Origin of the sequence: Burkholderia sp. S-53, assembly GCF_025560745.1 — a bacterium.
Lineage (GTDB): Bacteria > Pseudomonadota > Gammaproteobacteria > Burkholderiales > Burkholderiaceae > Burkholderia > Burkholderia pyrrocinia.
The window spans coordinates 3,580,176-3,606,000 of the sequence record NZ_CP090483.1 but is presented as its reverse complement, the minus strand read 5'-3'; the positions used below and the strand labels follow the sequence as shown (position 1 = coordinate 3,606,000).

Sequence of the window (25,825 nt, the reverse complement as noted above, 5' to 3'; positions counted from 1 at the left end):
GTCAGTGCGGCAGCAGGCGCGTGAGCGCCGCGCTCGCGAGCGTGGCGATCTGCGCGAGGAAGTCGGTGGCCATCCCGTCGTGGAAACGGCGCGGATCGGGCGAGCCGAGCACGAGCAGGCCAAACGCGGGTGCATCGGTGCCGGCGAGCGGCGCGCGCAGCGCGAGCAGCGCGACCGATGCGGCCGAGCCGTCGCCGGCCGGCGCGGCTTCGGCGCCTTCCGCCGTACTCGCGGCCGACGCGGCTACCGCGGGCGCGAGCCACTGCGCGGCCTCGAAGCCCGTGTTCGCGCCGCAGTACGGCGTCGACAGGCCGTTCGTGAACAGGCGCACTTCCTCGCCGACCTGGCGCGCGAAGTCGGCCTGCGCGTAGGTGTCGGCGACGTCCCACACGCGCAGTGCGGTTTGCGGCACGTCGAACACGTCGGCGATGCCGTCGGCGATCGTGCGCGGCAGCGCGTACGGATCGCGTTCCGCGATCACGCGCGCGGTCCAGCGGCTGAACTTCGCGGACAGGCTGTCGTTCTCGTGGCCGTAGCGCACGAGTTCGGCGAGGCGGCGCTCGAGATGCTTGTTCTTGTCGCGCAGCATCTCCATCTGCCGTTCCTGCAGCGAGATCGCGGCCTTGCCGTGCGGGTTCGCGAGACGGATCGTCGCGAGCAGTTCGGCGTGCTGCGCGAAGAATTCGGGATTGGCGAGCAGGTAGTCGGCGACTTCGCGATCGTTCATGTGGCTGGCGCGTTCAGTTATCAAGGACGTTGCAGGGTCAGGCGTTCAGGTCGATCTCGCCTTCGAACACGGTCGCGGCGGGGCCGGCCATCGTCAGCGCGGCGGCTTCGTCGCGCGCGCCGTCCCAGCCGATCGTCAGCGTGCCGCCGTGCGTGTGCACGGTCACGGGCGAATCGAGCAGGCCGCGCCGGATGCCGGCCGCGACCGCCGCGCACGCGCCGGTGCCGCACGCGAGCGTCTCGCCCGCGCCGCGCTCGTACACGCGCAGCTTCACTTCGTGGCGCGACACGATCTGCATGAAGCCGGCGTTCACGCGCTCGGGGAAGCGCGCGTGGCGCTCGATCAGCGGGCCCTCTTCCAGCACCGGATACGCTTCGGCATCGTCGACGACCTGCACCGCGTGCGGATTGCCCATCGACACGGTCGAGATCCAGCGCGTCGCGCCGCCGACGTCGAGCGGCCACAGCGTGTCGCGGCCTTCGGTGCGGCCGTCGAGGCCCGACGCAACGAACGGCACCTGCGCGGGCGCGAACACGGGCGCACCCATGTCGACGACGACTTCGCCGTTGTCCTGCAGCGTCAGCGTGATCAGGCCCTTCATGACTTGCACGCGCACGCTGCGCTGGTCGGTCAGGCCGCGGTCGCTGACGAATTTCACGAAGCAGCGCGCGCCGTTGCCGCAGTGTTCGACCTCGCCGCCGTCGCAATTGAAGATCCGGTACTTGAAATCCGCGCCGTCGACGGTCGGTTTTTCGACGAGCAGCAACTGGTCGGCACCAATGCCGAAGTGCCGGTTGGCGAGCGCGCGCACCTGCGCTTCGGTGAGCGGCGGCAACGCGCGCGAATAGCCGTCGAGCACGACGAAGTCGTTGCCCGCGCCGTGCATCTTGGTGAACGAGAGTTTCACTGGGTCCGGGATTCCATGGCGAACAAGGCGGCCAGCACGACGCGAACGGCTCGCGGCCATGCCGGGCGGTGTCGTTCGTCGTGCTGATCTCAACCGCAAATGATACATGCAGCCGACAGGGGCGTCCTGCGCGGGCGGGCGTTTCGCGTCGTCGGCCGACGCGGAATGGGCGGCATCGGCCGATCGGTCGACTGGTATTTTCAATCCGCCCCATCCGGGTGAAGCGCTGCGCGACGACGTGCTGCCTGCGCTCGGCCTCACCGTGACGGAGGCCGCCGCGCAGCTCGGCGTGACGCGCGCGGCGCTGTCGCGGATCCTGCACGGCCATGCGGGCATCTCGCCGGAAATGGCGCTGCGTCTCGAAGCGTGGCTGGGCGAGGACAATGGCGGGCGCGCCGATCGGTGGCTCGCGCAGCAGGTCGCCTTCGATCTGTGGCGGGCGCGCGCGAAAGGCATGCCGAAGGTGGCGAGGGCGCAGGCGCGCGCATGACGGCGCGCCCGCGGGTTTCGCTCGGCAGGGTCAGTACAGGCTCGGTTCGCCGGGCGGGCGCGTCTTGAAGCGCTTGTGGACCCAGTAGTACTGCTCGGGCATCAGCGGGATCTGTTCCTCGAGGAACTCGTTCATCCGCCGCGCGTCGAGATCGTCGTCGCCGGTCGGATAGTTGGCCCACGGCTTGAAGACCTTCAGCCGGTAGCCCTTGTAGTTCGGCAGCACCTCGCCGATAAAGGGCAGAACCTGCGCGTGGCCGGTCTTTGCGAACCGGCCGACTGCCGTCAGCGTGCAGGCGGGTATGCCGAAGAAGGGCACGAACGTCGAGTTGCGCAGCCCGTAGTCCATGTCGGCGCCCAGCATCACCGGCTTGCGGTCGCGCAGCCAGCGCAGCACGGTACGCGCGCTGTCTGCCCGGCTCGCCAGCTCCGCACCGAAGCGGCCGCGGCCGGCCTTGGCCGCGGCGTCGATTTCCGGGTTCTTCATCGGCGTGTAGAGCGAGCCGCACGTGCGGTCGAGCGCGAGATTGATCGCCATCGAGCCGGCCTCGATACCGACGAAATGGAAGCCGAGCAAGAGGGTCGGCGGCATGTCCGGATCGCTGAGGTCGACTTCGCTCTCGACCGTAAACAGCTTGCGGTAGGCCTGCTCCGACGCGAACCACTGGTAGCTGCGCTCGACGTAGCTGCGGATCGCATGGCGGAAATGCTGGCCGGCCACTTCCTCGCGCCGTTCGTCGCTCCAGTCCGGGAAGCAGAGTTTCAGGTTGGTGTGTACGATGCGCTTTCGCCCGCTGGGGATCTGGTACAGCAGCCAGCCGAGACCGTCGCCGAGCCGCGCGGTCAGGCCGTACGGCAACAGGGCGAGCAGCTTCAGGAAGCCGATGGCGAGATGTGTGCCGAGGCGGCCTAGCATGCGGAACCTCCTTGGGGCCGGATGGCTGGCGCGTTGCGAACAGGGTGGTAAGACAGCGGAAGAAACAGCACGGGCGGCGCTCTGTGACAATTCAGGAAAGCCGCTATAATACGGGCTTCGCCGAGTTAACTGACAACTTGCGGGGCGAAGCCGGCTGGCGCGAAGCGCGCTGCCCGGTCCTGGTAATCCGCTAAAGCGTCGCCGCTTCAGGCCCAACGAAGCTGGCTACGTGAAACCGACCGTAACCACACAGGAGCCTGAAAAAGTGGCAAACGATTATCTCTTCACGTCCGAATCCGTCTCCGAAGGCCATCCGGACAAAGTCGCGGACCAAATCTCGGACGCGATTCTCGACGCCATCCTCGAGCAGGACAAATATTCCCGCGTCGCGGCGGAAACGCTGTGCAACACGGGTCTCGTCGTTCTGGCCGGTGAAATCACCACGACGGCCAACATCGACTACATCCAGATCGCGCGCGACACGATCAAGCGCATCGGCTACGACAACACCGACTACGGCATCGACTACAAGGGTTGCGCGGTGCTCGTCGCGTACGACAAGCAGTCGCCGGACATCGCCCAGGGCGTCGATCGTGCACACGACGACAACCTCGACCAGGGCGCGGGCGACCAGGGTCTGATGTTCGGTTACGCTTGCGACGAAACGCCGGAACTGATGCCGCTGCCGATCTACCTGTCGCACCGTCTCGTCGAGCGCCAGGCCAGCCTGCGCCGCGACGGCCGCCTGCAATGGCTGCGCCCGGACGCGAAGTCGCAGGTGACGGTTCGCTACGTCGACGGCAAGCCCGATTCGATCGACACTGTCGTGCTGTCGACGCAGCACGCACCGGACATCGAGCTGCCCGCACTGCGCGAAGCCGTGATCGAGGAAATCATCAAGCCGACGCTGCCGGCCGACCTGATCAAGGGCGACATCAAGTTCCTCGTGAACCCGACCGGCCGGTTCGTGATCGGCGGCCCGCAGGGCGACTGCGGCCTGACGGGCCGCAAGATCATCGTCGACACGTACGGCGGTGCCGCACCGCACGGCGGCGGCGCGTTCTCGGGCAAGGATCCGTCGAAGGTCGACCGTTCGGCTGCGTATGCAGGCCGCTACGTCGCGAAGAACATCGTCGCCGCGGGCCTCGCGTCGCGCGCGCTGATCCAGGTGTCGTACGCGATCGGCGTTGCGGAGCCGACCTCGGTGATGGTCAACACGTTCGGCACGGGCCGCGTGTCGGATGCAGTGATCACGAAGCTCGTGCGCGAGCATTTCGACCTGCGTCCGAAGGGCATCATCAAGATGCTCGACCTGCTGCGCCCGATCTACGAGAAGACCGCTGCGTACGGCCACTTCGGCCGCGAAGAGCCGGAATTCTCGTGGGAAGCGACCGACAAGGCGCTCGCACTGGCCGAAGCGGCCGGCGTGGAGCCGACGGCTCGCGTCGCGTAAGCGTCGTTCGCCCGAAACGAAAAACCCCGGCCAAGCCGGGGTTTTTTTATGGATTCCGATCGCCGGCGCAACGGCGGCGACCATGGCGGGCAGTGCCCGCCGGCGCTGCTTCAGCGTGCGCCGAACCCGAACCAGCCGTCGCTGGCTGCGAGGCGGCGTGGCCGGTTGACGCGGCGTTGCGGGCCGAGCGCCCGGCGCAGCGCGAGCGCGCGCAGCGACGACGGCTTCTGCAGCAGCGAGCGCAGGCCGGCGCGGCGTGCGAACGCCTGCGTGCTCATCATCGAGAAAAACGCGTGGAACCACGCGCGGATGCCGTCGAGCCGGCCATGCGCGGGCACGCGCTCGGCCAGCGCCTGCGTGCGTGCGCGGTGATGGCGCAGCGGACGGGCAGGAGCGGGCGGCACGACGCGCTTCGCGGTGCGGCTGAGACGGGAAGTCAGACGGAATGGCATGTGAACGATGCTTCGCTTGTATGGATGGCGCCCTTGAAGAGCGCACTGGTATGAACGGCCTCGGATGGCGCAACGGATCTTACCGAATGTCGCTGCGCGCCGCGCCCGCCAGAATTGACAGGCCGCGTCAGGCTACAGGGGATTCATGACCGGCAAAAGTCGCGATAAACCCTTGTGCCGCAAGGCGTGTGCCGCATACCGCCTGTCGGTGAGGCCAGCGCCGCGCCGCACAGTTCCCTTGCGCCAGATCAAATCTGCGATTGGCATGCCCCTGCGCACGATAATGGCGCTGTTCGCGGCATCCGGCGCCGATTTACAATCGTCACATTCACACAATAAACGTCTGGCAACCCATGTCGTCTCCATTGCAGTCGGAATCGATCCGCGCGCAAGTCGCGGAATTGCGCGAACGCGGTTTCGTCGTCGCGCGTGGCCTCGTCGGCGAGCAACAGTGCGCGGTGCTCAAACGGATTGCGGAGCGCCAGTTGCAGGAGGCCGCCGAGCCGATCGAGTTCGAGGCGGACCTGCGCTACCCGGGCGCGCCCGAGTCGAAGCATGCGCCGGGCGGACACACGGTGCGGCGGCTGCTCGATGCGTACTCGCGCGATCCGGCATTCGCCGAGCGCGCGATCGCGCCCGAAATCGGCGCGTGGATGCGCGAGTATTTCGGTGAGGAACCCGTGCTGTCGCGCGCGCATCACAACTGCATGATGACGAAGCATCCCGCGTACGGCAGCCTGACCGGCTGGCATCGCGACTTCCGTTACTGGGCGTTCGAGCGCTCGGACATGGTGTCGGTATGGCTCGCGCTGGGGCCCGAAACGAACGAGAACGGCGCGCTGTGGCTCGTGCCGGGTTCGCATACGGCCGAGTTCGGGCCTGAAGCGTTCGACGATTCGAAGTTTTTCCGCGGCGACCTGCCGGAGAACCGGAAGATGATCGACGCGGCCACGTGCCCGTCGCTGCAGGCGGGCGACGTCGTGTTCTTCCACAGCAACACGCTGCATTCGGCCGGGCAGAACCGTTCCGACCAGGTGAAGTTCTCGCTCGTGTACACCTACCACGGCGCGAGCAACCGGCCGGTGCCCGGCACGCGCTCGGCGGCGAAGCCGGAAGTGCAGTTCTAGGCGCGGATCGGACGGCGCGGCGAGGCCGCGACGATCACGCGATGCGGCGCATCGCGGGCGAATGAAGCAACGGGCGGCCTGGCCGCCCGTTTCGTTTTGCGCGGCCCGAACGTGTGACGCGGGCCGTTTGCGCGTCGCGCGGTTGCGCGATCAGCGCTTGCCGCCCGGCATCGCGAGGCCGATCAGGCCGATGAACGACGCGACGGCGCCGCCCACGATCAGCAGGATCGTCTTCGTGGCCGGCGAGCCGGTGAAGAAGCGCGACACGTTGTCGTTGATCGAATGGAACGACTGGCCGCCGAAATACAGCAGCACGACGCCGCCGACGAGCAGCGCAACCGAGATGACCCGGGACATACCAACCTCGCTGAAACGGTGATTCGAGACGCCGCAGTGTAGGCGACGGCCGCGGTCGCGTCCATCGCCGTGCGTGCATCGGCAGCCTTCGTTACCATAGCCGTCGTGCGTTTTCTTCGCCGCCGTCGTGCCTTGGGCGCGGCCGGTGCGCGCCCCTCCCTCCGACGTCCTGACGGGAAATACTCATGGCCTACGAAGCAGCTTCCGAACGTTATGCGGACATGCAATACCGCACCTGCGGCAAATCCGGGCTCAAACTGCCCGCGCTGTCGCTCGGCCTGTGGCACAACTTCGGCGACTCGACGCCGATCTCGACGCAGCGCGAGATCCTGCGCACCGCGTTCGACCTCGGCATCAACCACTTCGATCTCGCGAACAACTACGGGCCGCCGTACGGCAGCGCGGAAACCAACTTCGGCCGGCTGCTGAAGGAAGATTTCCGGCCGTATCGCGACGAGCTGCTGATCTCGACGAAGGCCGGCTGGGACATGTGGCCGGGGCCGTACGGCAGCGGCGGCGGATCGCGCAAGTACGTGCTCGCGAGCCTCGACCAGAGCCTGCAGCGGATGGGGCTCGACTACGTCGACATCTTCTATTCGCACCGATTCGACGCGCACACGCCGCTCGAGGAAACGGCGGGCGCGCTCGCGTCGGCCGTGCAGCAGGGCAAGGCGCTCTACATCGGCATCTCGTCGTATTCGGCGGCGAAGACGCGCGAGATGGCCGAGCTGCTCGCGCAGTACAAGGTGCCGCTGCTGATCCACCAGCCTTCGTACAACCTGCTGAACCGCTGGATCGAGAGCGACCTGCTCGGCACGCTCGACGACGTCGGCGCGGGCAGCATCGCGTTCACGCCGCTCGCGCAGGGGCTGCTCACGTCGAAGTACCTGAACGGCGTGCCGGCCGACGCGCGCGTGAACAAGCCGGGCGGCGGCTCGCTGAAGCAGGATCACCTGAGCGCGGACAACCTCGAGCATGTGCGCAAGCTCAACGCGATCGCCGAACGGCGCGGGCAGAGCCTCGCGCAGATGGCGCTTGCGTGGGTGCTGCGCAATGGCCGCGTGACGTCCGCGCTGATCGGCGCGAGCCGTGCGGAGCAGGTGCGTGAGAACGTCGGCGCGCTGAAGAACCTCGAATTCTCGGCGGAAGAACTCGCGGAGATCGATCGTTACGCGACGGAAGGCGGCATCAATCTGTGGGAAAAGCCGTCCACCGATCAGGCCATCTGACCGGCAGTCGATACGGCATGCGAAACATCGCGTGCCGGTATCACCGGCTTGCAGGCAACACATCGCATCGCTGCGGTGCAGCGATGCGCGTCAGGCACGAGGTGCGCGGCTAGAGCAGCGCGGGCAGACCTTCGACCAGCAATACTGCGACGCCGACGCCGAGGATGACGCCCAGCACGCGCAGCAGGTTGTGGCGGAATTCGGTTGCGCATGGCACCGCGCCGAGAAATAGCGCTCCGGCCAGCGCCATCGGAATCAACAGGATGAAGTCGCCGATCGTGAAATAGGTCGTCATGCGTGTCTCCAGTGTCGGCCGGAGTTGGCGTATCAGTGCTGACTCCAGTCCCATGCCGGGTGTTTCTAGTCTTGGTCCGACCCGATTGCGAGCGGGGCCGTCAGTTCGAGTATAGGTAACCGGCAGCGCTTTTCGCTATCCGAACCATTAAAAATCAGCGGAAAGCCTCGCGAATCGCGCATTTTTCCTGCAAGTTCGACGAACGCCTTGCACGCATCTTTCCCGTGCCTTTCGTTTTTCGCGGCATTGCCGTACGTGTCCGATGCAGGCCGCCGCCCCCGTGGGCGCGGCGGCCTGTCCGCTTACGCGCGGTCGGGTCGTGTACGGGCGGCCGGTGCGCGGAACACGAGCGCCAGCCCCGCGACGATCGCGCCCATGCCGGCGAGCGCGAGCGGCTCGGGCCGGTTGCCGAGCCACACGGCATCCATCAGCGTGGTGACGACGGGCACGAGATAGAACAGGCTCGTCACGTTGACGAGATCGCCGCGCTGCATCAACCGGTAGAACAGCAATTGCGCGATCACCGAGATCACGATGCCGAGCCACAGGAGCGGCACGACGAACGCCCAGCTCATATCGAGCGACACCGGCCGGAACGGCACGATCGCCACGCACAGTGCGAGGCCGATCGCATTCTGCAGCGGCAGCACGTCGGCGGGCGCCGCGCGTACGCGCTTTTGCAGCAGCGAGCCGACGGTCAGCGCGACGAGTGCCGTGAGTGCGCACGCGACGCCCGCGACCGGCAGGCCGGCATCGCCCACGCCGCGGCATACGACGAGCGCGAGGCCGGCCAGCGACAGCGCGAGCCCCGCGATGCGCACCGGCTGCCAGCGCCGCTCGACGATCGCGAGCGTGAGGATCGGCTGCACGCCGAGGATCGTCGCGAGCACGCCCGGTGCGATCCCGCGCTCGAGCGCGAGCAGGTAGAAGATCGAATAGCCACCCATCATCAGCAGGCCGGTCAGCGCGGCCATGCGCCGCTCGCCGCGCGGCGGCAGCCAGCGTTTGCGCACGAAGGCCAGCGCAAGCAGCACGAGCGACGCGAGCGCGAAACGCGCGGTGAGAAAGACGAACGCGGATGCGTGACGCAGACCGAGTTCAGCAAAGATCGCGCCGCTGCTCCACAGCAGCACGAAGAGCGACGTCGCTCCATGCGCGGCAAGCGCGCGTTTGAACGAAACCATGTGAATCCACCTGTCGAACGGATCGGAACGTTCCATCCGCGCGCGCAGCGAAGCGCCGTGCGTCACGACGCACGAGCGGAAGCCGACGGGCGAATGGAAGACGAAACGGAAGCCGGCTGGTCAGCCGGCGCGTGCCGCCGGAGGGGGCGGCGCGGCGCCGACGAGCGGCGGTGCGACAGGAGGCGGGAGGACCGACGGATGCGCGCACGCCTGCGGCCGCGAATCGAACTGCGGCCGGGATTTTGCGAGGGCGGAGGTGAGCGGATGCATCGTGTCGGAATGCGGTTGAACGCGAATGAACGTCAAAGGTACTGCAAGGCCGGCATCCAGCGCAACAACTGTCGGCGGCTCCGCATGACGAAGGACGTGTTGCGGTGATGCCGGGCGACGCGTGCGCGTCGGCGGCTGCGCGAGACGCGTTCCGGGCAGGCGGAGAAGCCGACATCGCACGAGGCAGGCGGCGTGGTGCCGGCACGCTCGGTCACGCGAAATCTGCTGGCGACCTGGCACCGGACAAACGATGCGCGCGTTGCGTCGATCGCGTGCGCGCCGCGGCGCCGGGCGGTTTCGGCGGGCAGTCACATTCGACAGGGTATGATGGGGGTATCCGCCCGTGCAAGCGCACGCGCGGCGCAGTGGTTGATTGGAGACACTCGACGAATTCGCGGCACTTCGCCTGCTGCTTCTTCTTTTCGCGCTTCGATAAACCGTGAACAATGGGATTGCGCGCAACGCTCCGTCGAGAGCGGCGCGGATCGCGCATTTGCCGGCTCGCCAGCGGGCCGGGTTTCAAGATTCAAGAGTGGGGAACCATCATGCATGTCGGGTCGATTGTCTGCACTACCCATATCGCGGTGCCGAAGGGCGCGCGCGGCATCGTCCAGCGCGTCCTGGGCGACATGGCCATGGTGACCTGGTACGCGGGCGTGCCGGGCGAGTCGAAAGAACTCAACACCGAGCCGTTCTTTCTCGAGGACCTGATCGACACCGGCGAATCCGTGCTGCCGGCCGGCGCGGCGCTTCACTGAGCGTGCAAGCCGCACCGGGCGCTCGTCTTTCGGCCCGGCTGGCGGCACAATGCGGGGCATGAACGAAGTCACTTCCGCTCCAGCTTCCCCCGCCGGGCCGCCGCCGTTCGCCGGCCTCACGCCCGAGTGCGTGCTCGACGCGCTCGACAGCGTGCTGATCCCGGCCGGCCTGCGCACCGACGGGCGCCTGCTCGCCCTCAACAGCTACGAAAACCGCGTCTACCAGGTCGGCATCGAAGACGGCCCGCCGGTCGTCGCGAAGTTCTACCGCCCGGCACGCTGGTCGGACGACGCGATCCTCGAAGAGCACGCGTTCGTCGCCGAACTCGCCGCGCGCGAGATTCCGGCGGTGCCTGCGCGCACGTTCGACGGCCGCACGCTGCACGCGTTCGACGGCTTTCGTTTCTCGATCTTCGAGCGGCGCGGCGGCCGCGCACCCGATCTCGATCGCAGCGATACGCTCGAATGGCTCGGCCGCTTCATCGGCCGGATTCATGCGGTCGGCGCGACGCAGCCGTATGTCGCGCGCCCCGTGCTCGACATCGGGACCTTCGGCTACGAGCCGCGCGACTACCTGCTCGCGCACGATTTCATTCCGGATGACGTACGACCCGCGTACGAGACGGCGGTCACGCTTGCTCTCGAAGGGGTCGAGGCCGCGTTCGAACGTGCGGGCGAGATCCGCCTGCTGCGCACGCACGGCGACTGTCATCCGAGCAACGTGCTGTGGACCGATGCCGGCCCGCATTTCGTCGACTTCGACGACAGCCGGATGGCGCCCGCGATCCAGGATCTGTGGCTGCTGCTGCCGGGCGATCGCGAAGGCGCGTCGCGCGCGCTGGCGGACCTGCTGGCCGGCTACGAGGATTTCTGCGAATTCGAGCCGCGCGAGCTGCATCTCGTCGAAGCGCTGCGCACGTTGCGGCTGATCCACTACGCAGCGTGGCTCGCGCGGCGCTGGGACGATCCCGCGTTCCCGGCAGCGTTTCCGTGGTTCAACACGCATCGTTACTGGGAAGAACGCGTACTCGAACTGCGCGAGCAGATCGGCGCGATGCAGGAAGGGCCGCTCTGGCCCGTGTGACAGTGCGCGCGGCACCGACGCCGCGCGACAGGCTTGCGCGGGCCGCGGCGCGATGCACGCGGCCCGTTCCGATCAGAGCTTCAGCATCAGCTTGATCACCGCGGCGAAGCGCTTGCCGTACGGCGGCGCGATCAGGCCGCGCGTGTTCAGCCGCGCCTGCGTGAGCACGGGCTTCATCTTCGAGAACGTCACGAAGCCGTCGTAGCCGTGATACGCGCCCATGCCGCTCGCACCGACGCCGCCGAACGGCAGGCTGCCGCATGCGATGTGCATCAGCGCCTCGTTGACCGTCACGCCGCCCGAGATCGTTTCGCGCATCACGCGGTCGATCGTGCCGCCGTCCTCGTCGAACAGGTAGAGCGCGAGCGGACGCGGGCGCGCATTCACATACGCGATCGCCTCGTCGAGCCGTTCGTACGGCACGAGCGGCAGCAGCGGCCCGAAGATTTCCTCCTGCATCAGTTGCGACGCGGCCGGCACCTGCGTGACCGCGCACGGTACGAAGCGGCGCGACGCCGGATCGGACTGCGCATCGGACAGCGGATGCAGTTGCGCACCGGCCGCCTGCGCATCGCTCGCGAGTTGCTGCAGCCGGGCGTAATGGCGCGGCGACACGATCGTCGTGTAATCGCCGTTGGTCGACAGGTCGGGATACATCTTCGCTAACCGTGCTCGCGCCCGCTCGATGAATGCGGCTTCCATCCCGCGCGGCAGCAGCACGTAGTCGGGCGCGATGCAGGTCTGGCCCGCGTTCAGCGTCTTGCCCGCGACGATCGCGTCGACGGCTGCGTCGAAGCGTGCATTCGGGCCGACGATCGCCGGCGACTTGCCGCCGAGTTCGAGCGTGACGGGCGTGAGGTTGTCGGCGGCCGCGCGCATCACGTGGCGGCCGACTTGCGTCGAGCCGGTGAACAGCAGGTGATCGAACGGCAGCCCGCTGAACGCGGCGCCGACCTCCGCATCGCCGTTCACGACCGCGACGTGGTCGCGCGTGAAGGTCTTCGCGATCAGTTGCTCGAACAGCGCCGACGTGCGCGGCGTCAGTTCGGACATCTTGACGATCGCGCGGTTGCCGGCCGCAAGCGCGCAGATCAGCGGGCCGGCCGCGAGCAGCACCGGGTAGTTCCACGGCACGACGATGCCGACCACGCCGAGCGGCTGCGGAATCACCTTCGCGCGCGCCGGGCGCAGCCACTTGTTCATCGGCTTGCGGATCGGCTTCATCCAGCGCTTGCCGTGCTTGAGCGCGTCGTCGATCTCTTCCTTCGCCATCCAGATTTCCGACAGCAGCACTTCCTGCTTCGAGCGATGGCCGAAATCGGCGCTGATTGCTTCGGCGAGCGCATCCGCGTGGTCGAGCAGCATCGAGCGCAGCGCACGCAGGTGCTGCGCGCGCGTCTCCCAGGCCGGGTACGGTGCGCGCAGGTAGGCCGCGCGCTGGTCGCGCAGCAGCGACGTCAGCGCATCCGCCGACGACAGTGCTTGCGGGGCCAGTTCGGGCAGGTCGTTTTTCATCTCGTCTCCTCCAGTTGGGCCGGGCTGGTCGGCCAGCCGTCACGCCGCACGCGAGCGCTCGGCGAGCGCGGCGGCGCGGATCGGGGTGGTGCGCGTCGCGCGGCGCAGGGCCGGATGCGACGGGTGTTCGAAAACCGGTTGCAGCGTGCGGCGGGCGTCGCATCCGCGCGACGGTTTCCGCATGCGAACGTGGTGCCGCACGGCATGCACGCATGGCCTGATGCGGTAACGACCGGGCACGCGACGCTGCAGCGCGAGCGCTTGCCTGCGCACCGAAGCGGGGTAGTGCGACGCGCATGCTGATTCGAGCCGCAGCACATCGTGCCGCTGCGGCGGACAGCCGTCCAAACGGTCGGCGACGACGCGTGCCGTTCGATTTCGATCGGCTGCGCGCATGACGCCGACCGTCCCTGCGCGGGCAGCCGTTTGAAATGAAATGCAGGCCGCGTGCGGTGCATCCGGACAACCCGGTCGACACACGGCCTGCAGAACCTGGCGCTGCATCGTCGTCTCTCCCGTTTCGCGACGGATCGGCTTCTCGTGGCCGGCGCGTCGCGCGAAGCGAATCGATACATCTTAAATTTAGTTCATGCGGGCGTTTAGAGGAATCGCTCTTGAATCCGCGCGCCGCGTGCATGACGGCCATTCCTACAATGCCCGAGCACTACGGTCTGTTTGCATGGGGAACGCATGTGCGCTCCCTATGCAAACAGGACCTATAAGAGGGGACGCGGTCGCACGGCGGTGCCGGGCGCCTTCCATGACACGACGGAGACGTGACATGCAATACGACTACATCATCGTCGGCGGGGGTTCGGGCGGTTCGAGCCTGGCAGGCCGTCTCGCCGATGCCTGCCCCGACGCGACGATCGCGCTGATCGAGGCCGGCGCGCATACCGAGCGCAACCTGCTCGTCAACATACCGGTCGGCATCGCGGCGCTGGTGCCGTTCAAGCTCGGCACGAACTACGGCTACGAGACGGTGCCGCAGCCGGGCCTCGGCGGGCGGCGCGGCTACCAGCCGCGCGGGCGCGGGATGGGTGGCTCGAGCGCGATCAACGCGATGATCTATACGCGCGGCCACCCGGGCGACTACGACGAGTGGGCGCAGCTCGGCGCGACAGGCTGGGGCTGGCAGGATGTGCTGCCGTATTTCCGCCGAGCGGAAGGCAACGAGCGCGGCGCCGATGCGTGGCACGGCGCGGACGGTCCGCTGTCGGTGTCCGATCTGCGCTTTCGCAATCCGTTCTCCGAACGATTCATCCAGGCCGCGCACGCGGCCGGCTATCCGCTGAACGACGACTTCAACGGCGCGACGCAGGAAGGCGTCGGCTTCTACCAGGTCACGCACCGCGACGGCTCGCGCTGCAGCGTCGCGCGTGCTTACATCTATGGCCGCAACCGCCCGAACCTGCACGTGATCACCGACGCGACGGTGCTGCGCGTCGGCTTCGACGGCAAGCGCGCGGTCGGCGTCGCGGTGTCGCGCAACGGCCGCGTCGAGACGCTCGGCGCGCGCGCGGAAGTGATCCTGTCGGCCGGCGCGTTCAATTCGCCGCAACTGCTGATGTGTTCGGGGATCGGCCCGGCCGAGCAATTGCGCCGGCACGGGATCGCGGTCGTGCAGGATGCGCCGGACGTCGGCACGAACCTGATCGACCACATCGACTTCATCATCAACACGCGCGTGAATTCGTCTGAACTGGTCGGCGTGTGCCTGCGCGGGATCGCGAAGATGACGCCCGCGCTCGCGCGCTATTTCTCGAGCCGCACGGGGATGATGACGAGCAACGTCGCGGAGGCAGGCGGTTTCATCAAGAGCGATCCATCGCTCGCGCGGCCCGACCTGCAGCTGCATTTCTGCACGGCGCTCGTCGACGACCACAATCGCAAGATGCACTGGGGTTTCGGCTATTCGCTGCACGTGTGCGCGCTGCGGCCGTTCAGCCGCGGCACGGTGACGCTCGCGAGCGGCGATGCGCGCGACGCGCCGCTGATCGATCCGCGTTTCTTCAGCGATACGCGCGATCTCGACCTGCTCGTGCGCGGCACGCAGGCGATGCGCCGCATCCTGTCGCAGGCGCCGCTCGCGTCGCAGGGCGGGCGCGAGCTGTACACGCGGGCGGACCAGAGCGAAGCCGAGCTGCGCGCGACGATCGTCGCGCATGCCGACACGATCTATCACCCGGTCGGCACGTGCCGGATGGGCTCCGATGCGCGCGCGGTCGTCGATCCGCAACTGCGCGTGCGCGGCGTCGAAGGGTTGCGCGTGGTGGATGCGTCGGTGATGCCGACGCTGGTCGGCGGGAACACGAATGCGCCGTCGGTGATGATCGGCGAACGCGCCGCGGACTTCATCGTCGCGGCGCGCAAGGGTGGTGTGCCGAGCGGCGCGGCGGCTGCCGCGGTGCACGGCCGCTGAGCGGCGCGCACCGGACGGCAATGCCAGGGCCTGTTCCCGCTAATAACGCACGTTCCCCTGTTTTGGAGAAATTCATTCGTCGGGCTGGCCGCCAGAAGGGCCGATCGCTGCGTCATGCTCCTCGCGAATACGTCGAGTATTCGCTTCGTCGCATTCCTTGCGCCTGGCCCTTCTGGCGGCCAGCGCAAGCCCGTTATTAGCGGGAACAGGCCCTATGCAAACGTATCGACGAGGCCGGCGCGGCTCACGCTCGCGGCGGCCGGTGCGGATTGCGCAGCGTCGGCGGGTGCATCGACGGCTGACGATCCGCCGTTCCCGCGCCGCGACGGCTGGCCGCCTGCGAAGGTCTGTTGCGGGTTCTGCTGCTGCGACGCGAAACCGCCGTCGCTGACGGTCGTGCTGCCGAGCCCGAGCCCGCCGGCTTCCATCGCTTCGCGCAGCTTCGGCAGCGCGGCTTCGACCGCGTCGCGCACCTGCGCGTGCTGCGACACGAACAGCGCGTGCGCGTGGTTGTCCGCGACGCGCAGCACCACCTGCAGCGGCCCGAGATCGGGCGGGTTGAGCGTCAGCTCGGCGCTCTGCTGGTGCGCATTCGACAGGAATACGACCTTCTGGCTCAGCGCGTCCGTCCAGTCGGCGGTGCCGACGTGCGGGGCGAGCACGTGCGTGTTGGCGGCGGCGATCGCGCTCGCCGCAGGCGACAGCTGCAGGTTCGCCTGCGCCGCGGCCGCAGCCGTTGCGCCGGCCGCGAGCGTCGCGCTGGCGGCCGGATCCGTTGCGTCGCTGGCCGCCGCGAGCGCATGCTGCGCGCCGGACTGTGCGTTCGCGTCGGCCTGCAGCGCCTGAGCGGTGGCCTGCGTCGGCGTCTGCTGCGTGGCGAGCGCCCCTTTCGCGTCGGTGAGCGTGCGGTCGAACGTCGGCACCTTCGGCGTCAGCGGAGCGGCGGCGGTCGATGCGGTCGAGGCGGTCGAGGCGGACGATGCCGGCGCCGGTGCCGATGTCGAGGCCGTCGTGCCGGTTGCGGGCATCGAGATCGCACCCGAGCCGCCCGTCAGCTTGGCGAGCGCCGCCTGCAGCGCATCGCGGCTCGACGCCGGCGTGGCCGGCTGGGCGGCCGCATCGTTGGCTGCGTGGTCCGCCAGAGTCGCCGTCGCGTCGGGCTGGCCGGACACGGCCGTCTTTTGCGCGGCAGTGGCAGCAGTGGCAGCGGTGGTGGTAGCGGTGACGGCCGCGGCCGCGGCAGCGGCAGCGGCATCGGCTGGCGTTGCGTTGTCCGTGCGTGCCTGCAGTTGTGCCTGCACGGCGGCGGCCGCCGCAAGTGCGCCGGCGTCGGGGTTGATGGCGGCGTTCGTGTCGTCGGTCGACTGATCGTCGTCCGTGCTGGACGGCTTCGTGCCGGCGGCCAGCTTCGACGCGGCCGGTGTCGTCGACGCATCCGGCGTGGCGGAATTCGCCGCGTCGCGTCGCGTGGTGACACTTTGCTTCAACGTCTGCGCGAACGGCACGGCGGACGTGGCGGTTGTGGCGTCGTTGCCGGCGGCGCTGGACGAACCGGAGCCGCGGGCGGCCTTGAGTGCGGCGCCGGCGGTATCGATCAGCGCGCCGAGCAGGGGCAGAGGAGGCATGAGGTTCTCTCGTTCGAATGCGGTGGTCGGTTACGACGAGCGGGCCGCGTCGGCCCGCATGCGCAGGATCTTCGCGGCGTGTTCGTCGGAGTCGCGCTGTTCGCGCCGGGCGTCGCGCTGCGCTTCCTGCGCGACGCCGCGCGCCTGCAGGATTTCATACGAGCCGACGGTGCGTTTCTTCTGTTGCCAGTTCGGGCGCGCTTCGTCGATGCGGACTTCGGCCGCGGCCAGCACGTTGCGCTGCTGCGCGATCGCCGATTCGAGCGTGTCGATGAAGGCCTGGAAATTGCGCCAGTTGCCGGCCGGCATCCCGTGCTGTGCGGATTGCGCGAAGCGCGCGTGGTATTCGTCGCGATAGCGCAGCAGCGCGTCGAGTTGGTCGGCGGCCGCGCTGCGGTCGCGCTGCGCGGTGCCGAGCTGCTTCGCGGCCGAGTCGAGGTCTTCCTGCGCGCGGTCGAGCAGCAGTTGAAGGGGAAAGCCGTGAGCCATCTGGATCAGCCTCCGTAAGCGTCGAACAGCGCGTCGAGCCCGGCGAGGCTCGACGCGAACGGTGCGCATTCGCGAAAGCCCTGCTGCAGGAACGCCTCGATGCGCGGATAGAGCGCGATCGCACGGTCGAGCTGCGCGTCGCGTCCGGGTGCGTACGCGCCGACCGCGATCAGGTCGCGATTGCGCTGGTAGCGCGACAGCATCTGCTTGAACTGCCGCACGTGGTCGAGGTGCGTTTCGTCGATCAGCGCGGTCATCGCGCGGCTGATCGACGCCTCGATGTCGATCGCGGGATAGTGGCCGGCTTCGGCGAGCGTACGCGACAGCACGATGTGGCCGTCGAGGATCGCGCGCGCGGAATCGGCGATCGGATCCTGCTGGTCGTCGCCTTCGGTCAGCACCGTGTAGAACGCGGTGATCGAGCCGCCGCCTTCGGGCCCGTTGCCGGTGCGCTCGACGAGCGCGGGCAGCTTCGCGAACACCGACGGCGGATAACCCTTCGTCGCGGGCGGCTCGCCGATCGCCAGCGCGATCTCGCGCTGCGCCATCGCGTAGCGCGTCAGCGAATCCATCAGCAGCAGCACGTGCTTGCCCTGGTCGCGGAAATACTCGGCGAGCGACGTCGCGTAGGCCGCGCCCTGCATCCGCAGCAGCGGCGACACGTCGGCGGGCGCCGCGACGACGACCGAGCGCGCGAGCCCGTCCTCGCCGAGGATTTGTTCGATGAATTCCTTCACTTCGCGGCCGCGTTCGCCGATCAGCCCGATCACGATCACTTCCGCGCTCGTGTAGCGCGCCATCGTGCCGAGCAGCACCGACTTGCCGACGCCGGAGCCGGCGAACAGGCCCATCCGCTGCCCGCGGCCGACGGTGAGCAGCGCGTTGATCGCGCGCACGCCGACGTCGAGCACGTGGTGGATCGGTTCGCGTTCGAGCGGGTTGATCGACGGCGCCGACAGCGGCGCATCGACTTTCGACGCGAGCGGGCCGAGCCCGTCGAGCGGGCGGCCCGACGCGTCGACGACGCGCCCGAGCATCTCCCAGCCGACCGGCAGCCGCTTCGCGCCCGCGAGCGGATCGGCGACGGGCGCGCTTTCGAGCGGCCACACGCGCGCGCCGGGCAGTACGCCGGCGACGTCGGTGGTCGGCATCAGGAACAGGCGGTCGCCGGCGAAGCCGACGACTTCCGCTTCCGCGTGCGGCAGCGTGCTGCCGGGCGGCAATTCGATCGTGCACTCGGCGCCGACCGACAGGCGCAGCCCGATCGCCTCGAGCACGAGGCCCGCCGCGCGCGTGAGGCGCCCGCACGGCCGCAGCGGCAGCGCGCGATGGCTGCGCGCGGCGAGCCCGTTCAGGTGCGTACGCCAGTGCGCGAGATGCGGATTGTGCGGCGCGCGCGGTGCGGCGTCGTGTGCGGCCGCCGCCGCAGCGGTTGCGTGCGGCTTCGTGTCGTTTGCGGTGTCGTACGCGGCAGCGGGGCCGAACGATGCGAGCGCGAGTTCGCGTTCGAGCGGCGTCATGCCGTCGTGCGCGAGCGATTCGGGCGACCGCGTCACCACGTGCTCACCTTGCCGATCGCGGCGGCGACGCGCTGCCAGCGCGTGGGCAGCGTCGCGTCGACTTCGCCGGTCGCGGCGTGCGCGCGGCAGCCGCCGCGCTCGATCGACGCATCGGTGCGCACGTTCCAGCCGAGCGTATCGAGATCGTCCTGCAGATAGGCTTCGACGACGGGCAGGTCGGCCGGATTCACCGCGAGATGCGGCGCGCCGGACAGCGCGGGTTCGGCCGCGAGCACGTCGCGCACGGCGGCGACGAGCGCGGCCGGGTCGTGCTTCACGTGCTGGCGTACGACCTGCTGCGCGATATCGAGCGCGAGCTGTGCGATGTCGGACGCGAGATCGTGCTCGGCAGTCGACACGGCCTCGCGGAACGACGCGGCGAGTGCCGCGAGCTGCGCGGCATGTTCGCGCGCATCGGCGAGGCCAGCCTCGAAACCCTGTTCGCGGCCTTGCTCGAAACCGGCCTGGTAGCCGCGCGCCTGGCCTTCGACGTGGCCGGCCGCATGGCCTTCGGCGTGCGCGGCGTCGCGCACGCGCTGCAGTTCCTCGGCGAGCGCGGCGGCGGCAGCGGCCGCGTCGTCGGGCGGCGGCGGGGGCGGCGGCGGGTCGAACGACGCCATCTCCCACCGCTGGTAGGCGGTGAGGGTGCCCGCGCGATCACTCGCCGAATCAGACATACGCGTCTTCCGCCTTGCCGCCGATCACGATCTGGCCGCTCTCGGCGAGGTTGCGCACGATCTGCAGGATGCGGCGCTGCTGCGTCTCGACTTCGGACACGCGCACCGGGCCGCGTGCGTCGAGATCCTCGGCAAGCAGTTCGGCCGCGCGCTGCGACATGTTCGCGAGGAACTTCTGGCGCAGCGCGGGCGGCGCGCCCTTCAGCGCGATGATCAGCGTTTCCGACTCGACTTCCTTCAGCACCATCTGGATCGCGCGATCCTCGAGGTCGAGCAGGTTCTCGAACACGAACATCTGGTCGACGATCTTCTGCGCGAGATCGGCGTCGTACTGGCGCACGCTTTCGAGCACGCCTTCCTCGTGCACGCTCGTCATGAAGTTCAGGATCTCGGCCGCGGTGCGGATGCCGCCCATCGGGCTGCGCTTCAGGTTGTCGCTGCCGGACAGCAGCCCGGTGAGCACGTCGTCGAGCTCGCGCAGCGCGGCCGGCTGGATGCCGTCGAGCGTCGCGATCCGCAGCAGCACGTCGTTGCGCAGCCGCTCGGTGAAGCACGACGCGATCTCGGACGCCTGGTCGCGGTCGAGGTGTACGAGGATCGTCGCGATGATCTGCGGATGCTCGTTCTTGATCAGTTCGGCCACGGCGCCCGAGTCCATCCACTTCAGGCCCTCGATGCCGCTCGTGTCGCTGCCCTGCAGGATGCGGTCGATCAGCACGCCGGCCTTGTCCTCGCCGAGCGCCTTGGTCAGCACCGAGCGGATGTAATCGCTCGAATCGAGCGACAGCGCGGTGTGCTGCTCGGCTTCCTTCACGAAGTCCTGCAGCACGTCCTCGACCTGTTCGCGCGTGACGTTCTTCAGCGCGGCCATCGCGGCGCCGATCTTCTGCACCTCGCGCGGCGCGAGGAACTTGAATACCTCCGCGGCCTCTTCCTCGCCGATCGACATCAGCAGGAGCGCGCTCTTGGTCAAGCCTTCAGCGTTCATCGGACACCCAGTTCTTCACGACGGTGGCGACGATCTTCGGATCCTGGCGGGCGATCGTGCGCGCGTAGTCGAGGTTGCGTTCGTAGCGGTTCTTCTCGGATTCGAAGCCGAGCAGCAATGAGTCGGGCTCCTCGGCCTTGTCCGGCGCCGGCAGGCCGTCGAGCACGACCGGATCTTCCGGCGCCGCGAGCGCCGGCGCGACCGGCTCGGCCGGCGGGAACGCGCGGCGCATCGCCGGGCGCACGAACATGAAGTAGAGCGCCGCCGCGGCCGCCGCGATGCCGAGCCACTTCGCGGCTTCCTTCGCCATCGCGATCATGTCGGGCTGGCGCCACCACGGCAGGTCGGCATACGGGTCGCTCGCGGTCGAGAACGCGCTGTTCACGACGTTCACGGAGTCGCCGCGCTTCTCGTCGTAGCCCATCGCGTCCTTCACGAGCTGTTCGACCTGCGCGAGCTTCGCGGGCGGCAGCGGCTGCATCGTCACGTGGCCCTTCGCGTCGGCGACCGGCTGGTAGTTGACGACGACCGCGACCGACAGCCGCTTCACGCTGCCCATCGGCTGTTCGAGATGGCGGATCGTCTTGTCGACTTCGTAGTTGGTCGTCTGGTCCTTGCGGTCGCTGACCGGCGTCGTCTGCGGCGCGTTCTGGCCGTTGCCGGGGACGACCGGTGCGGAGGCCGGCTGCGGCGGCGTGTTCGACAGCGCGCCCGGCACGCCCGACGCGCCGCCCTGCGCGAGTTCGGTCGCGCTGCTGGTCTGCTGGCTGCGGATCGCGGCCTGCTGCGACGTGCCGTTCGGGCCGTAGCTTTCCGACGTCTGCTCGATCTTCGAGAAATCGAGGTCCGCGCTGACCTGCGAGCGCGCGTTGCCGGCGCCGAAGATCGGCGCGAGGATCGCGTCGATGCGCTTCTGCGTGTTGTGCTCGACCTGCTGCACGTACTTGAGCTGGCTCGCGTCGAGGCCGGACGCCGAAGCCGACTGGGTCAGCAGGTTGCCGTCCTGGTCGACGATCGTCACGTTCTTCGCGGGCATGTCGGGCACGCCGGACGACACCATCCGCGTGATCGCCTGGACCTGGCCCTCGTCGAGCACGCGGCCCGGGTAGAGGTCGACGAACACCGACGCGCTCGGCGCTTCCTTGTCGCGCACGAATACCGACGGCTTCGGGATCGCGAGATGCACGCGTGCGCTGCGCACTGCGTTGATCGATTCGATGGTGCGCTGCAGCTCGCCTTCGAGCGCGCGCTGGTAGTTCACCTGTTCGGCGAACTGGCTGATGCCGAATTTCTGGTTGTCCATCAGCTCGAAGCCGACCGAGCCGCCCTTCGGCAGCCCCATCGCGGCGAGCTTCAGGCGCGTTTCATGCACCTGGTTCGACGGCACGAGGATCGCGCCGCCGGCATCGGCGAACTTGTAGGGAACGTTTGCCTGCTGGAGCGCGGTAATGATCGCGCCGCCGTCGCGGTCCGACAGGTTGCTGTACAGCACGCGGTAGTCGGGCGTCCGGCTCCACAGCACGAGCGCGGTAATCGCGGCGATCGCGAACGCGACGACGATCAGGAACGGCAGCTTCGGGTTGCCCTTCATCCGCGAGATGCCGGGGATGCGTTCCGCGAAGCCGCCGAACCCGAAGTCCGCGCCGGCGACGCCCGCGCCCGGCAACGCGGCGGCCGCGGCGGCGCCGGGCGCCGGGCTGGCGAGGCCCGCGCGGGCGTCGGGGTTGATCAGCGAGTTGGCCTGCGAATCCATGCGTCGAGTTTCTCCGGAGCGGGACGACTGAGCTCGCTCGGACGAGCGGGCGGACAATGACACGATGCGATTATCGTGACCCGGGCCGTACTCCGATCGACCGAAAAGAGCGGGGTTTCCCCCGTACTTTCTCGGCTTTGCCGCGCGGCGCGCTGCTATCCTTTTTCGCGATCCGGCATGGTGCGCGTGGTGCGGCGCCGGCGGAAACGCCCGGTGCGTCCGGGTCTCTTCTCTCAAGTCTGGGGACAGCATGACTGCGAACGTCAGCGGAATCGGTTCGGTGTTGCAACAGATGCAGTCGATGGCCGCGCAGGCGTCGGGCGGCGTCGCGAGCCCGACGGCGGCGCTCGCCGGCTCGGGCGCGGCGACGGCCGGCACGTTCGCGAGCGCGATGAAGGCGTCGCTCGACAAGATCAGCGGCGACCAGCAGCACGCGCTCGGCGAGGCGCGGGCGTTCGAGGTCGGTGCGCCGAACGTGTCGCTGAACGACGTGATGGTCGACATGCAGAAAGCCAACATCGGCTTCCAGTTCGGGCTTCAGGTTCGCAACAAGCTGGTGAGCGCTTACAACGACATCATGCAGATGTCGGTGTGATGCGACGGGCATCCGGCGACGGCCACCGGCGGCGGGCAGCCGGGGACGGCCATCCGGCGACGGCCTCCGGGCTTGCCCGCGGGGGCCGGCAAGCCGGTTTCCCACGCCCGGCGGCGGCCCCGCGCGCCTAAAGCTTTCCAAATCCCTTCCGATAACTCCGGAGAAGGCCGCGTCGTGCGATGCACGGCAGCGGCTCCCGTATAGCCAAGGCATAACAAGGAGAAGCGCATGTTTTCCCCAGGACACGCTGGAGCGAGTGCCTACGCGCGTGTCGGCGTCGAGACGGGGGTGATGGGCGCCTCCCCGCACCGGCTGATCGCGATGCTGTACCAGGGCGCGCGGCAGGCGATCGCGCTGGCGCGCATGTATCTGCAGCAGGGCAATGTGCCTGCACGCGGCGAAGCGATCGGCAAGGCGATCCGGATCGTCGAGAGCGGCCTGCAGGCGTCGCTGAACCGCGACGCTGGCGGCGAGATCGCGGGCCGCCTCGACGCGCTGTATGCGTATATCGGCCGGCGCCTGCTGGAAGCGAACGCGCAGGCGAGCGACGCGATGCTGGTCGAGGTCGACGGGCTGCTCGCCACGCTCGAGGAAGCATGGACGGGCATCGCCCCGGAAGTCGCGCGGATGGCCGCGCAACAGGCAGTGGAAGCAGCACGATGAATCTGAAGGCCGAATACTTCGCGCGTTACGAGGCGCTCGCAGCCGTGTCGGGCCGGATGCTGTGCGCCGCGCGCAGCGCCGACTGGAGCGCGTTGCCGGGGTTACAGGCCGAATTCATGCAGCTCGTCGACGGGCTGAAGGAAGCCGATCCGGGCGTCGCGCTCGACGAATCCGATCTCGGCCGCAAGCTCGACCTGATCCGCCGTATCCTGGCCGACGACGCCGCGATCCGCGATCTCGCGAGCCCGGACGTCGCGCGGCTGTCCGCGCTGTTCGAGGCGCGGCGCTCGACCAAGGTATTGACCGATCTCTACCGCGCGCGCGGGTAGGGCCCGTTTTCCGGGGAGACGGGCGCGAGGCGCCCGCGCCCGTTGCCGCACGTGGCACGCGCGCAGTTCCCGCGGGCGGCACCGTCGTGCTGCTCCCGGATTCGCAACGATGTGGCTGAGGTGAGCAGGCTCCGATCATGACCGGTATCGACCCCGTTGCAGCCGCGCTGCTGGCGAGCCGCCTCGACAGCCTGCTGACCGGCACCGTATCGGCGCCCGCCGGCGGCGGCGCGACCGCGCAAGTCGGCACGCCGGGCGCCGGCGCGTCTTCCTCGCCGCCGGCCGGCGGCCCACCCGCCGCACCGCAAGCCTCCACGCAGACCGCGCTGTCCGACGTCGGGCGCGTGCTCGACGCGATCTCGCGCGCGGGCGGCGACGCGACGCCCGTGATCGCCGGGCGTGCGCCGCTGCTGGCCGATCCCGCCCTGCTGCTGACCGATACAACCGTGCTGATGACGGATACGGCCGTGCCGGTACGTGCGCCGGCCGCGTCCGATCCGGCGACGTCGTCCACGCCTTCTTCCGCTGCAGCGTCATCCGCCGCGGCGGCGCGCGAAACGACCGCGCTGCCGCCGATCGCGGCGTTGCGCGCAGCGCTCGCGCAGGCCGTGAGCGAGAGCGGCCTCTTCTACGAATCCCATCTGGCGCAGTGGATGGCCGGCCAGCGGCCGCTCGCGGCGCTGATGCGCGAGCCTCAGGCGCGCCTGACGACCGCGCTCGCGCCGGCCGACCCGGATGCCGCGCAGCACGGCTCGACCGACGTGCTCGACGAACTGCTCGCACAGCGTCCGCCGCTGCCGGCGGCCACGCGGGCGACCGCGCAAGCGGCCCCGCCGGCCCAAGGCAGTGCACCCGCTCGCGACGCCGCGCAGACGTTGCCGGCGGCCGTCCGGCAGGGTGCGTCGTTGCCGCCCGACACCGCCGATCCGCTTGGCCCGCACGCCGACCCGCGCTGGACGCCCGCGCGTGCCGAGCTGGCCGCCGCGTCGTCCGATCCGCAGGCGCAGACGCTTGCTCCCGTGCATCCGGCCGCCGTGCCGCTCGTCAGGCAGCAGCTCGACGCGCTTGCGACCGACCAGTTCCGCTGGACCGGCGAGGCGTGGCCTGGCGCACGGCTCGACTGGACGATCGAACCCGACGATCCGGGCAGCCGCGCGCCGCGCGGCGGCGACGACGCGGGCGACGGCATCGCCTGGCGCACGCGCCTGACGCTGACGTTGCCGTCGCTCGGCACGGTCGACGCGGAGCTGGTGCTGAACGGCGCGCAGCTCGTCGCGCGGCTGCGTGCGAACCAGACGGGCGCCGACCGCCTCACGCGGCACGAAGCCGCGCTGCGGCAGCGGCTCGAGGGATCGGGGCTGCGGGTGGGCGGACTGTCGATCCGCGCGGTCGACGACGGGCCGGACGGCTTCGACCTGTTTGCCGCGCAGGCGGCCGCTGCCGCGTATGCGCGCGGTGCGGCGGGCGAGCCGGGCACGCGCGTGCCCGGCGCCGACGACGAGGTGCCGCAGTGAGCATGACGTCCCGCAAGCGTGCGGCCGCGCTCGTCTACGATCAGAAAGGCGGCGATGCGGCGCCGCGCGTGGTCGCGAAGGGCTACGGCGTGCTCGCCGAGATGATCGTCGCGCGCGCGCACGACGCGGGGCTGTACGTGCATACCGCGCCGGAGATGGTGTCGCTGCTGATGCAGGTCGACCTCGACGACCGGATTCCGCCGCAGCTCTACCAGGCGGTCGCGGATCTGCTCGCATGGCTGTACGCGCTCGATCGTACCGAGCCCGCGCCGGATGGCGCCGCGCCGCGCTTTCCACTGCCGCCGCTGCGCTGAACGGCGCGCCGTCGCGTCGCTTCTTACGAAATGCTGTCCCGGCCTTGCGAGGTCATTCGGTCGGTATTTGTCGCTGATCGGTCGCCATCGTGGTGCAACGTGCGTGCTTCGTCCGCGTTCCTTCGCTCGTCGAG

General features: G+C 69.1%; 27 protein-coding genes. 12 read left to right on the top strand and 15 right to left on the bottom strand.

The window, feature by feature from the left end:
• Position 1: 1 nt before the first annotated feature.
• A complete protein-coding gene (locus tag LXM88_RS21770; RefSeq protein ID WP_262537835.1) occupies positions 2-727 on the bottom strand; it encodes a DUF484 family protein in 726 nt (241 codons plus the stop codon).
• A gap of 37 nt (positions 728-764) precedes the next feature.
• Positions 765-1,634: a diaminopimelate epimerase gene (dapF, locus tag LXM88_RS21765; protein ID WP_262537833.1), complete on the bottom strand. Its 870-nt coding sequence runs from the start codon at positions 1,632-1,634 to the stop codon at positions 765-767.
• Between the two features lie 196 nt (positions 1,635-1,830).
• Between dapF and LXM88_RS21760 the strand changes: the two genes are divergently transcribed.
• Entirely contained in the window at positions 1,831-2,124 is a 294-nt protein-coding gene (locus tag LXM88_RS21760; protein ID WP_262542891.1) for a HigA family addiction module antitoxin, read from the top strand.
• 30 nt (positions 2,125-2,154) lie between these two features.
• Here the strand turns inward: LXM88_RS21760 and LXM88_RS21755 are convergent, their stop codons facing one another.
• Positions 2,155-3,039, bottom strand: coding sequence for a lipid A biosynthesis lauroyl acyltransferase (locus tag LXM88_RS21755; RefSeq protein WP_262537830.1), 885 nt, complete (start codon positions 3,037-3,039; stop codon positions 2,155-2,157).
• Positions 3,040-3,304: 265 nt separating this feature from the next.
• Between LXM88_RS21755 and metK the strand changes: the two genes are divergently transcribed.
• Positions 3,305-4,492, top strand: coding sequence for a methionine adenosyltransferase (gene metK / locus LXM88_RS21750; protein ID WP_006482984.1), 1,188 nt, complete (start codon positions 3,305-3,307; stop codon positions 4,490-4,492).
• A gap of 110 nt (positions 4,493-4,602) precedes the next feature.
• Here the strand turns inward: metK and LXM88_RS21745 are convergent, their stop codons facing one another.
• Positions 4,603-4,944 carry a hypothetical protein gene (locus LXM88_RS21745; RefSeq protein ID WP_262537780.1) on the bottom strand — a complete coding sequence of 114 codons (342 nt, stop codon included), beginning with the start codon at positions 4,942-4,944 and terminating at the stop codon, positions 4,603-4,605.
• Positions 4,945-5,297: 353 nt separating this feature from the next.
• Here LXM88_RS21745 and LXM88_RS21740 point away from each other — a divergent pair, with 353 nt between their 5' ends.
• Positions 5,298-6,071 (top strand): phytanoyl-CoA dioxygenase family protein, encoded by a 774-nt coding sequence (locus tag LXM88_RS21740; RefSeq protein ID WP_262537778.1) that lies wholly within the window; start codon positions 5,298-5,300, stop codon positions 6,069-6,071.
• A 150-nt stretch (positions 6,072-6,221) separates the two neighbouring features.
• On the opposite strand, the gene LXM88_RS21735 is transcribed toward LXM88_RS21740, so the two are convergent.
• The gene (locus LXM88_RS21735) at positions 6,222-6,428 is read right to left on the bottom strand and encodes a DUF3185 family protein (RefSeq protein WP_011353528.1); all 207 of its coding nucleotides are present in this window, start codon (positions 6,426-6,428) and stop codon (positions 6,222-6,224) included.
• A 185-nt stretch (positions 6,429-6,613) separates the two neighbouring features.
• Between LXM88_RS21735 and mgrA the strand changes: the two genes are divergently transcribed.
• The gene (gene mgrA / locus LXM88_RS21730; protein WP_262537758.1) at positions 6,614-7,657 is read left to right on the top strand and encodes an L-glyceraldehyde 3-phosphate reductase; all 1,044 of its coding nucleotides are present in this window, start codon (positions 6,614-6,616) and stop codon (positions 7,655-7,657) included.
• A gap of 109 nt (positions 7,658-7,766) precedes the next feature.
• Here the strand turns inward: mgrA and LXM88_RS21725 are convergent, their stop codons facing one another.
• Positions 7,767-7,952 (bottom strand): hypothetical protein, encoded by a 186-nt coding sequence (locus LXM88_RS21725; RefSeq protein WP_014895742.1) that lies wholly within the window; start codon positions 7,950-7,952, stop codon positions 7,767-7,769.
• A 302-nt stretch (positions 7,953-8,254) separates the two neighbouring features.
• A complete protein-coding gene (locus LXM88_RS21720) occupies positions 8,255-9,136 on the bottom strand; it encodes a DMT family transporter (RefSeq protein ID WP_262537738.1) in 882 nt (293 codons plus the stop codon).
• An 815-nt stretch (positions 9,137-9,951) separates the two neighbouring features.
• On the opposite strand from LXM88_RS21720, the gene LXM88_RS21715 reads away from it, so the two are divergent.
• Together LXM88_RS21715 and LXM88_RS21710 are read left to right on the top strand one after the other, a co-directional pair.
• The gene (locus tag LXM88_RS21715) at positions 9,952-10,164 is read left to right on the top strand and encodes a hypothetical protein (protein WP_011353523.1); all 213 of its coding nucleotides are present in this window, start codon (positions 9,952-9,954) and stop codon (positions 10,162-10,164) included.
• Between the two features lie 49 nt (positions 10,165-10,213).
• Complete coding sequence (locus LXM88_RS21710) at positions 10,214-11,248, top strand: serine/threonine protein kinase (protein WP_412524124.1); 1,035 nt, start codon at positions 10,214-10,216, stop codon at positions 11,246-11,248.
• Positions 11,249-11,320: 72 nt separating this feature from the next.
• Here the strand turns inward: LXM88_RS21710 and LXM88_RS21705 are convergent, their stop codons facing one another.
• Complete coding sequence (locus tag LXM88_RS21705) at positions 11,321-12,763, bottom strand: coniferyl aldehyde dehydrogenase (protein WP_262537734.1); 1,443 nt, start codon at positions 12,761-12,763, stop codon at positions 11,321-11,323.
• 39 nt (positions 12,764-12,802) lie between these two features.
• Positions 12,803-13,159 (bottom strand): hypothetical protein, encoded by a 357-nt coding sequence (locus LXM88_RS21700; RefSeq protein WP_262537732.1) that lies wholly within the window; start codon positions 13,157-13,159, stop codon positions 12,803-12,805.
• Between the two features lie 385 nt (positions 13,160-13,544).
• Between LXM88_RS21700 and LXM88_RS21695 the strand changes: the two genes are divergently transcribed.
• On the top strand, positions 13,545-15,185 hold the full coding sequence (locus tag LXM88_RS21695) for a GMC family oxidoreductase (RefSeq protein WP_262537729.1): 1,641 nt from the start codon (positions 13,545-13,547) through the stop codon (positions 15,183-15,185).
• Between the two features lie 212 nt (positions 15,186-15,397).
• Here the strand turns inward: LXM88_RS21695 and LXM88_RS21690 are convergent, their stop codons facing one another.
• The 6 genes from LXM88_RS21690 to fliF are packed head-to-tail and all read right to left on the bottom strand — an operon-like array spanning position 15,398 to position 22,276.
• Positions 15,398-16,810, bottom strand: coding sequence for a flagellar hook-length control protein FliK (locus LXM88_RS21690; RefSeq protein ID WP_262537727.1), 1,413 nt, complete (start codon positions 16,808-16,810; stop codon positions 15,398-15,400).
• A 30-nt stretch (positions 16,811-16,840) separates the two neighbouring features.
• Entirely contained in the window at positions 16,841-17,299 is a 459-nt protein-coding gene (fliJ, locus tag LXM88_RS21685) for a flagellar export protein FliJ (protein WP_262537725.1), read from the bottom strand.
• A gap of 5 nt (positions 17,300-17,304) precedes the next feature.
• Positions 17,305-18,858 carry a flagellar protein export ATPase FliI gene (gene fliI, locus LXM88_RS21680; protein WP_262537724.1) on the bottom strand — a complete coding sequence of 518 codons (1,554 nt, stop codon included), beginning with the start codon at positions 18,856-18,858 and terminating at the stop codon, positions 17,305-17,307.
• Positions 18,852-19,535 (bottom strand): flagellar assembly protein FliH, encoded by a 684-nt coding sequence (gene fliH / locus LXM88_RS21675; protein WP_262537723.1) that lies wholly within the window; start codon positions 19,533-19,535, stop codon positions 18,852-18,854. The genes fliI and fliH overlap by 7 nt, the downstream gene beginning before the upstream one ends.
• Positions 19,528-20,523, bottom strand: coding sequence for a flagellar motor switch protein FliG (gene fliG, locus LXM88_RS21670; RefSeq protein ID WP_262537722.1), 996 nt, complete (start codon positions 20,521-20,523; stop codon positions 19,528-19,530). The genes fliH and fliG overlap by 8 nt, the downstream gene beginning before the upstream one ends.
• Entirely contained in the window at positions 20,513-22,276 is a 1,764-nt protein-coding gene (gene fliF / locus LXM88_RS21665) for a flagellar basal-body MS-ring/collar protein FliF (RefSeq protein ID WP_262537719.1), read from the bottom strand. The genes fliG and fliF overlap by 11 nt, the downstream gene beginning before the upstream one ends.
• 250 nt (positions 22,277-22,526) lie before the next feature.
• On the opposite strand from fliF, the gene fliE reads away from it, so the two are divergent.
• The 5 genes from fliE to LXM88_RS21640 all read left to right on the top strand — a co-directional run bounded on the left by fliE (position 22,527) and on the right by LXM88_RS21640 (position 25,691).
• Positions 22,527-22,871, top strand: coding sequence for a flagellar hook-basal body complex protein FliE (gene fliE, locus LXM88_RS21660; protein ID WP_175005021.1), 345 nt, complete (start codon positions 22,527-22,529; stop codon positions 22,869-22,871).
• 228 nt (positions 22,872-23,099) lie between these two features.
• Complete coding sequence (gene fliS / locus LXM88_RS21655; RefSeq protein ID WP_262537714.1) at positions 23,100-23,534, top strand: flagellar export chaperone FliS; 435 nt, start codon at positions 23,100-23,102, stop codon at positions 23,532-23,534.
• Positions 23,531-23,863: a flagellar protein FliT gene (locus LXM88_RS21650; protein ID WP_262537712.1), complete on the top strand. Its 333-nt coding sequence runs from the start codon at positions 23,531-23,533 to the stop codon at positions 23,861-23,863. The genes fliS and LXM88_RS21650 overlap by 4 nt, the downstream gene beginning before the upstream one ends.
• 137 nt (positions 23,864-24,000) lie before the next feature.
• Complete coding sequence (fliK, locus tag LXM88_RS21645) at positions 24,001-25,377, top strand: flagellar hook-length control protein FliK (RefSeq protein WP_262537711.1); 1,377 nt, start codon at positions 24,001-24,003, stop codon at positions 25,375-25,377.
• Positions 25,374-25,691, top strand: coding sequence for an EscU/YscU/HrcU family type III secretion system export apparatus switch protein (locus tag LXM88_RS21640; protein ID WP_262537710.1), 318 nt, complete (start codon positions 25,374-25,376; stop codon positions 25,689-25,691). Before fliK ends, LXM88_RS21640 begins: the two co-directional genes overlap by 4 nt.
• Positions 25,692-25,825: the final 134 nt, after the last annotated feature.

Bases quoted from the DNA above. Each gene is read 5' to 3' on its own strand.
- LXM88_RS21700 (WP_262537732.1), bottom strand. From the start codon at position 13,159: ATGCGCGCAGCCGATCGAAATCGAACGGCACGCGTCGTCGCCGACCGT.
- fliE (WP_175005021.1), top strand. From the start codon at position 22,527: ATGACTGCGAACGTCAGCGGAATCGGTTCGGTGTTGCAACAGATGCAG.
- LXM88_RS21770 (WP_262537835.1), bottom strand. From the start codon at position 727: ATGAACGATCGCGAAGTCGCCGACTACCTGCTCGCCAATCCCGAATTC.
- LXM88_RS21710 (WP_412524124.1), top strand. From the start codon at position 10,214: ATGCGGGGCATGAACGAAGTCACTTCCGCTCCAGCTTCCCCCGCCGGG.
- LXM88_RS21740 (WP_262537778.1), top strand. From the start codon at position 5,298: ATGTCGTCTCCATTGCAGTCGGAATCGATCCGCGCGCAAGTCGCGGAA.
- fliH (WP_262537723.1), bottom strand. From the start codon at position 19,535: ATGTCTGATTCGGCGAGTGATCGCGCGGGCACCCTCACCGCCTACCAG.
- fliJ (WP_262537725.1), bottom strand. From the start codon at position 17,299: ATGGCTCACGGCTTTCCCCTTCAACTGCTGCTCGACCGCGCGCAGGAA.
- LXM88_RS21715 (WP_011353523.1), top strand. From the start codon at position 9,952: ATGCATGTCGGGTCGATTGTCTGCACTACCCATATCGCGGTGCCGAAG.
- LXM88_RS21695 (WP_262537729.1), top strand. From the start codon at position 13,545: ATGCAATACGACTACATCATCGTCGGCGGGGGTTCGGGCGGTTCGAGC.
- LXM88_RS21650 (WP_262537712.1), top strand. From the start codon at position 23,531: ATGAATCTGAAGGCCGAATACTTCGCGCGTTACGAGGCGCTCGCAGCC.
- LXM88_RS21705 (WP_262537734.1), bottom strand. From the start codon at position 12,763: ATGAAAAACGACCTGCCCGAACTGGCCCCGCAAGCACTGTCGTCGGCG.
- LXM88_RS21690 (WP_262537727.1), bottom strand. From the start codon at position 16,810: ATGCCTCCTCTGCCCCTGCTCGGCGCGCTGATCGATACCGCCGGCGCC.
- fliG (WP_262537722.1), bottom strand. From the start codon at position 20,523: ATGAACGCTGAAGGCTTGACCAAGAGCGCGCTCCTGCTGATGTCGATC.
- fliS (WP_262537714.1), top strand. From the start codon at position 23,100: ATGTTTTCCCCAGGACACGCTGGAGCGAGTGCCTACGCGCGTGTCGGC.
- LXM88_RS21755 (WP_262537830.1), bottom strand. From the start codon at position 3,039: ATGCTAGGCCGCCTCGGCACACATCTCGCCATCGGCTTCCTGAAGCTG.
- LXM88_RS21745 (WP_262537780.1), bottom strand. From the start codon at position 4,944: ATGCCATTCCGTCTGACTTCCCGTCTCAGCCGCACCGCGAAGCGCGTC.
- LXM88_RS21720 (WP_262537738.1), bottom strand. From the start codon at position 9,136: ATGGTTTCGTTCAAACGCGCGCTTGCCGCGCATGGAGCGACGTCGCTC.
- fliF (WP_262537719.1), bottom strand. From the start codon at position 22,276: ATGGATTCGCAGGCCAACTCGCTGATCAACCCCGACGCCCGCGCGGGC.
- mgrA (WP_262537758.1), top strand. From the start codon at position 6,614: ATGGCCTACGAAGCAGCTTCCGAACGTTATGCGGACATGCAATACCGC.
- LXM88_RS21725 (WP_014895742.1), bottom strand. From the start codon at position 7,952: ATGACGACCTATTTCACGATCGGCGACTTCATCCTGTTGATTCCGATG.
- fliK (WP_262537711.1), top strand. From the start codon at position 24,001: ATGACCGGTATCGACCCCGTTGCAGCCGCGCTGCTGGCGAGCCGCCTC.
- LXM88_RS21735 (WP_011353528.1), bottom strand. From the start codon at position 6,428: ATGTCCCGGGTCATCTCGGTTGCGCTGCTCGTCGGCGGCGTCGTGCTG.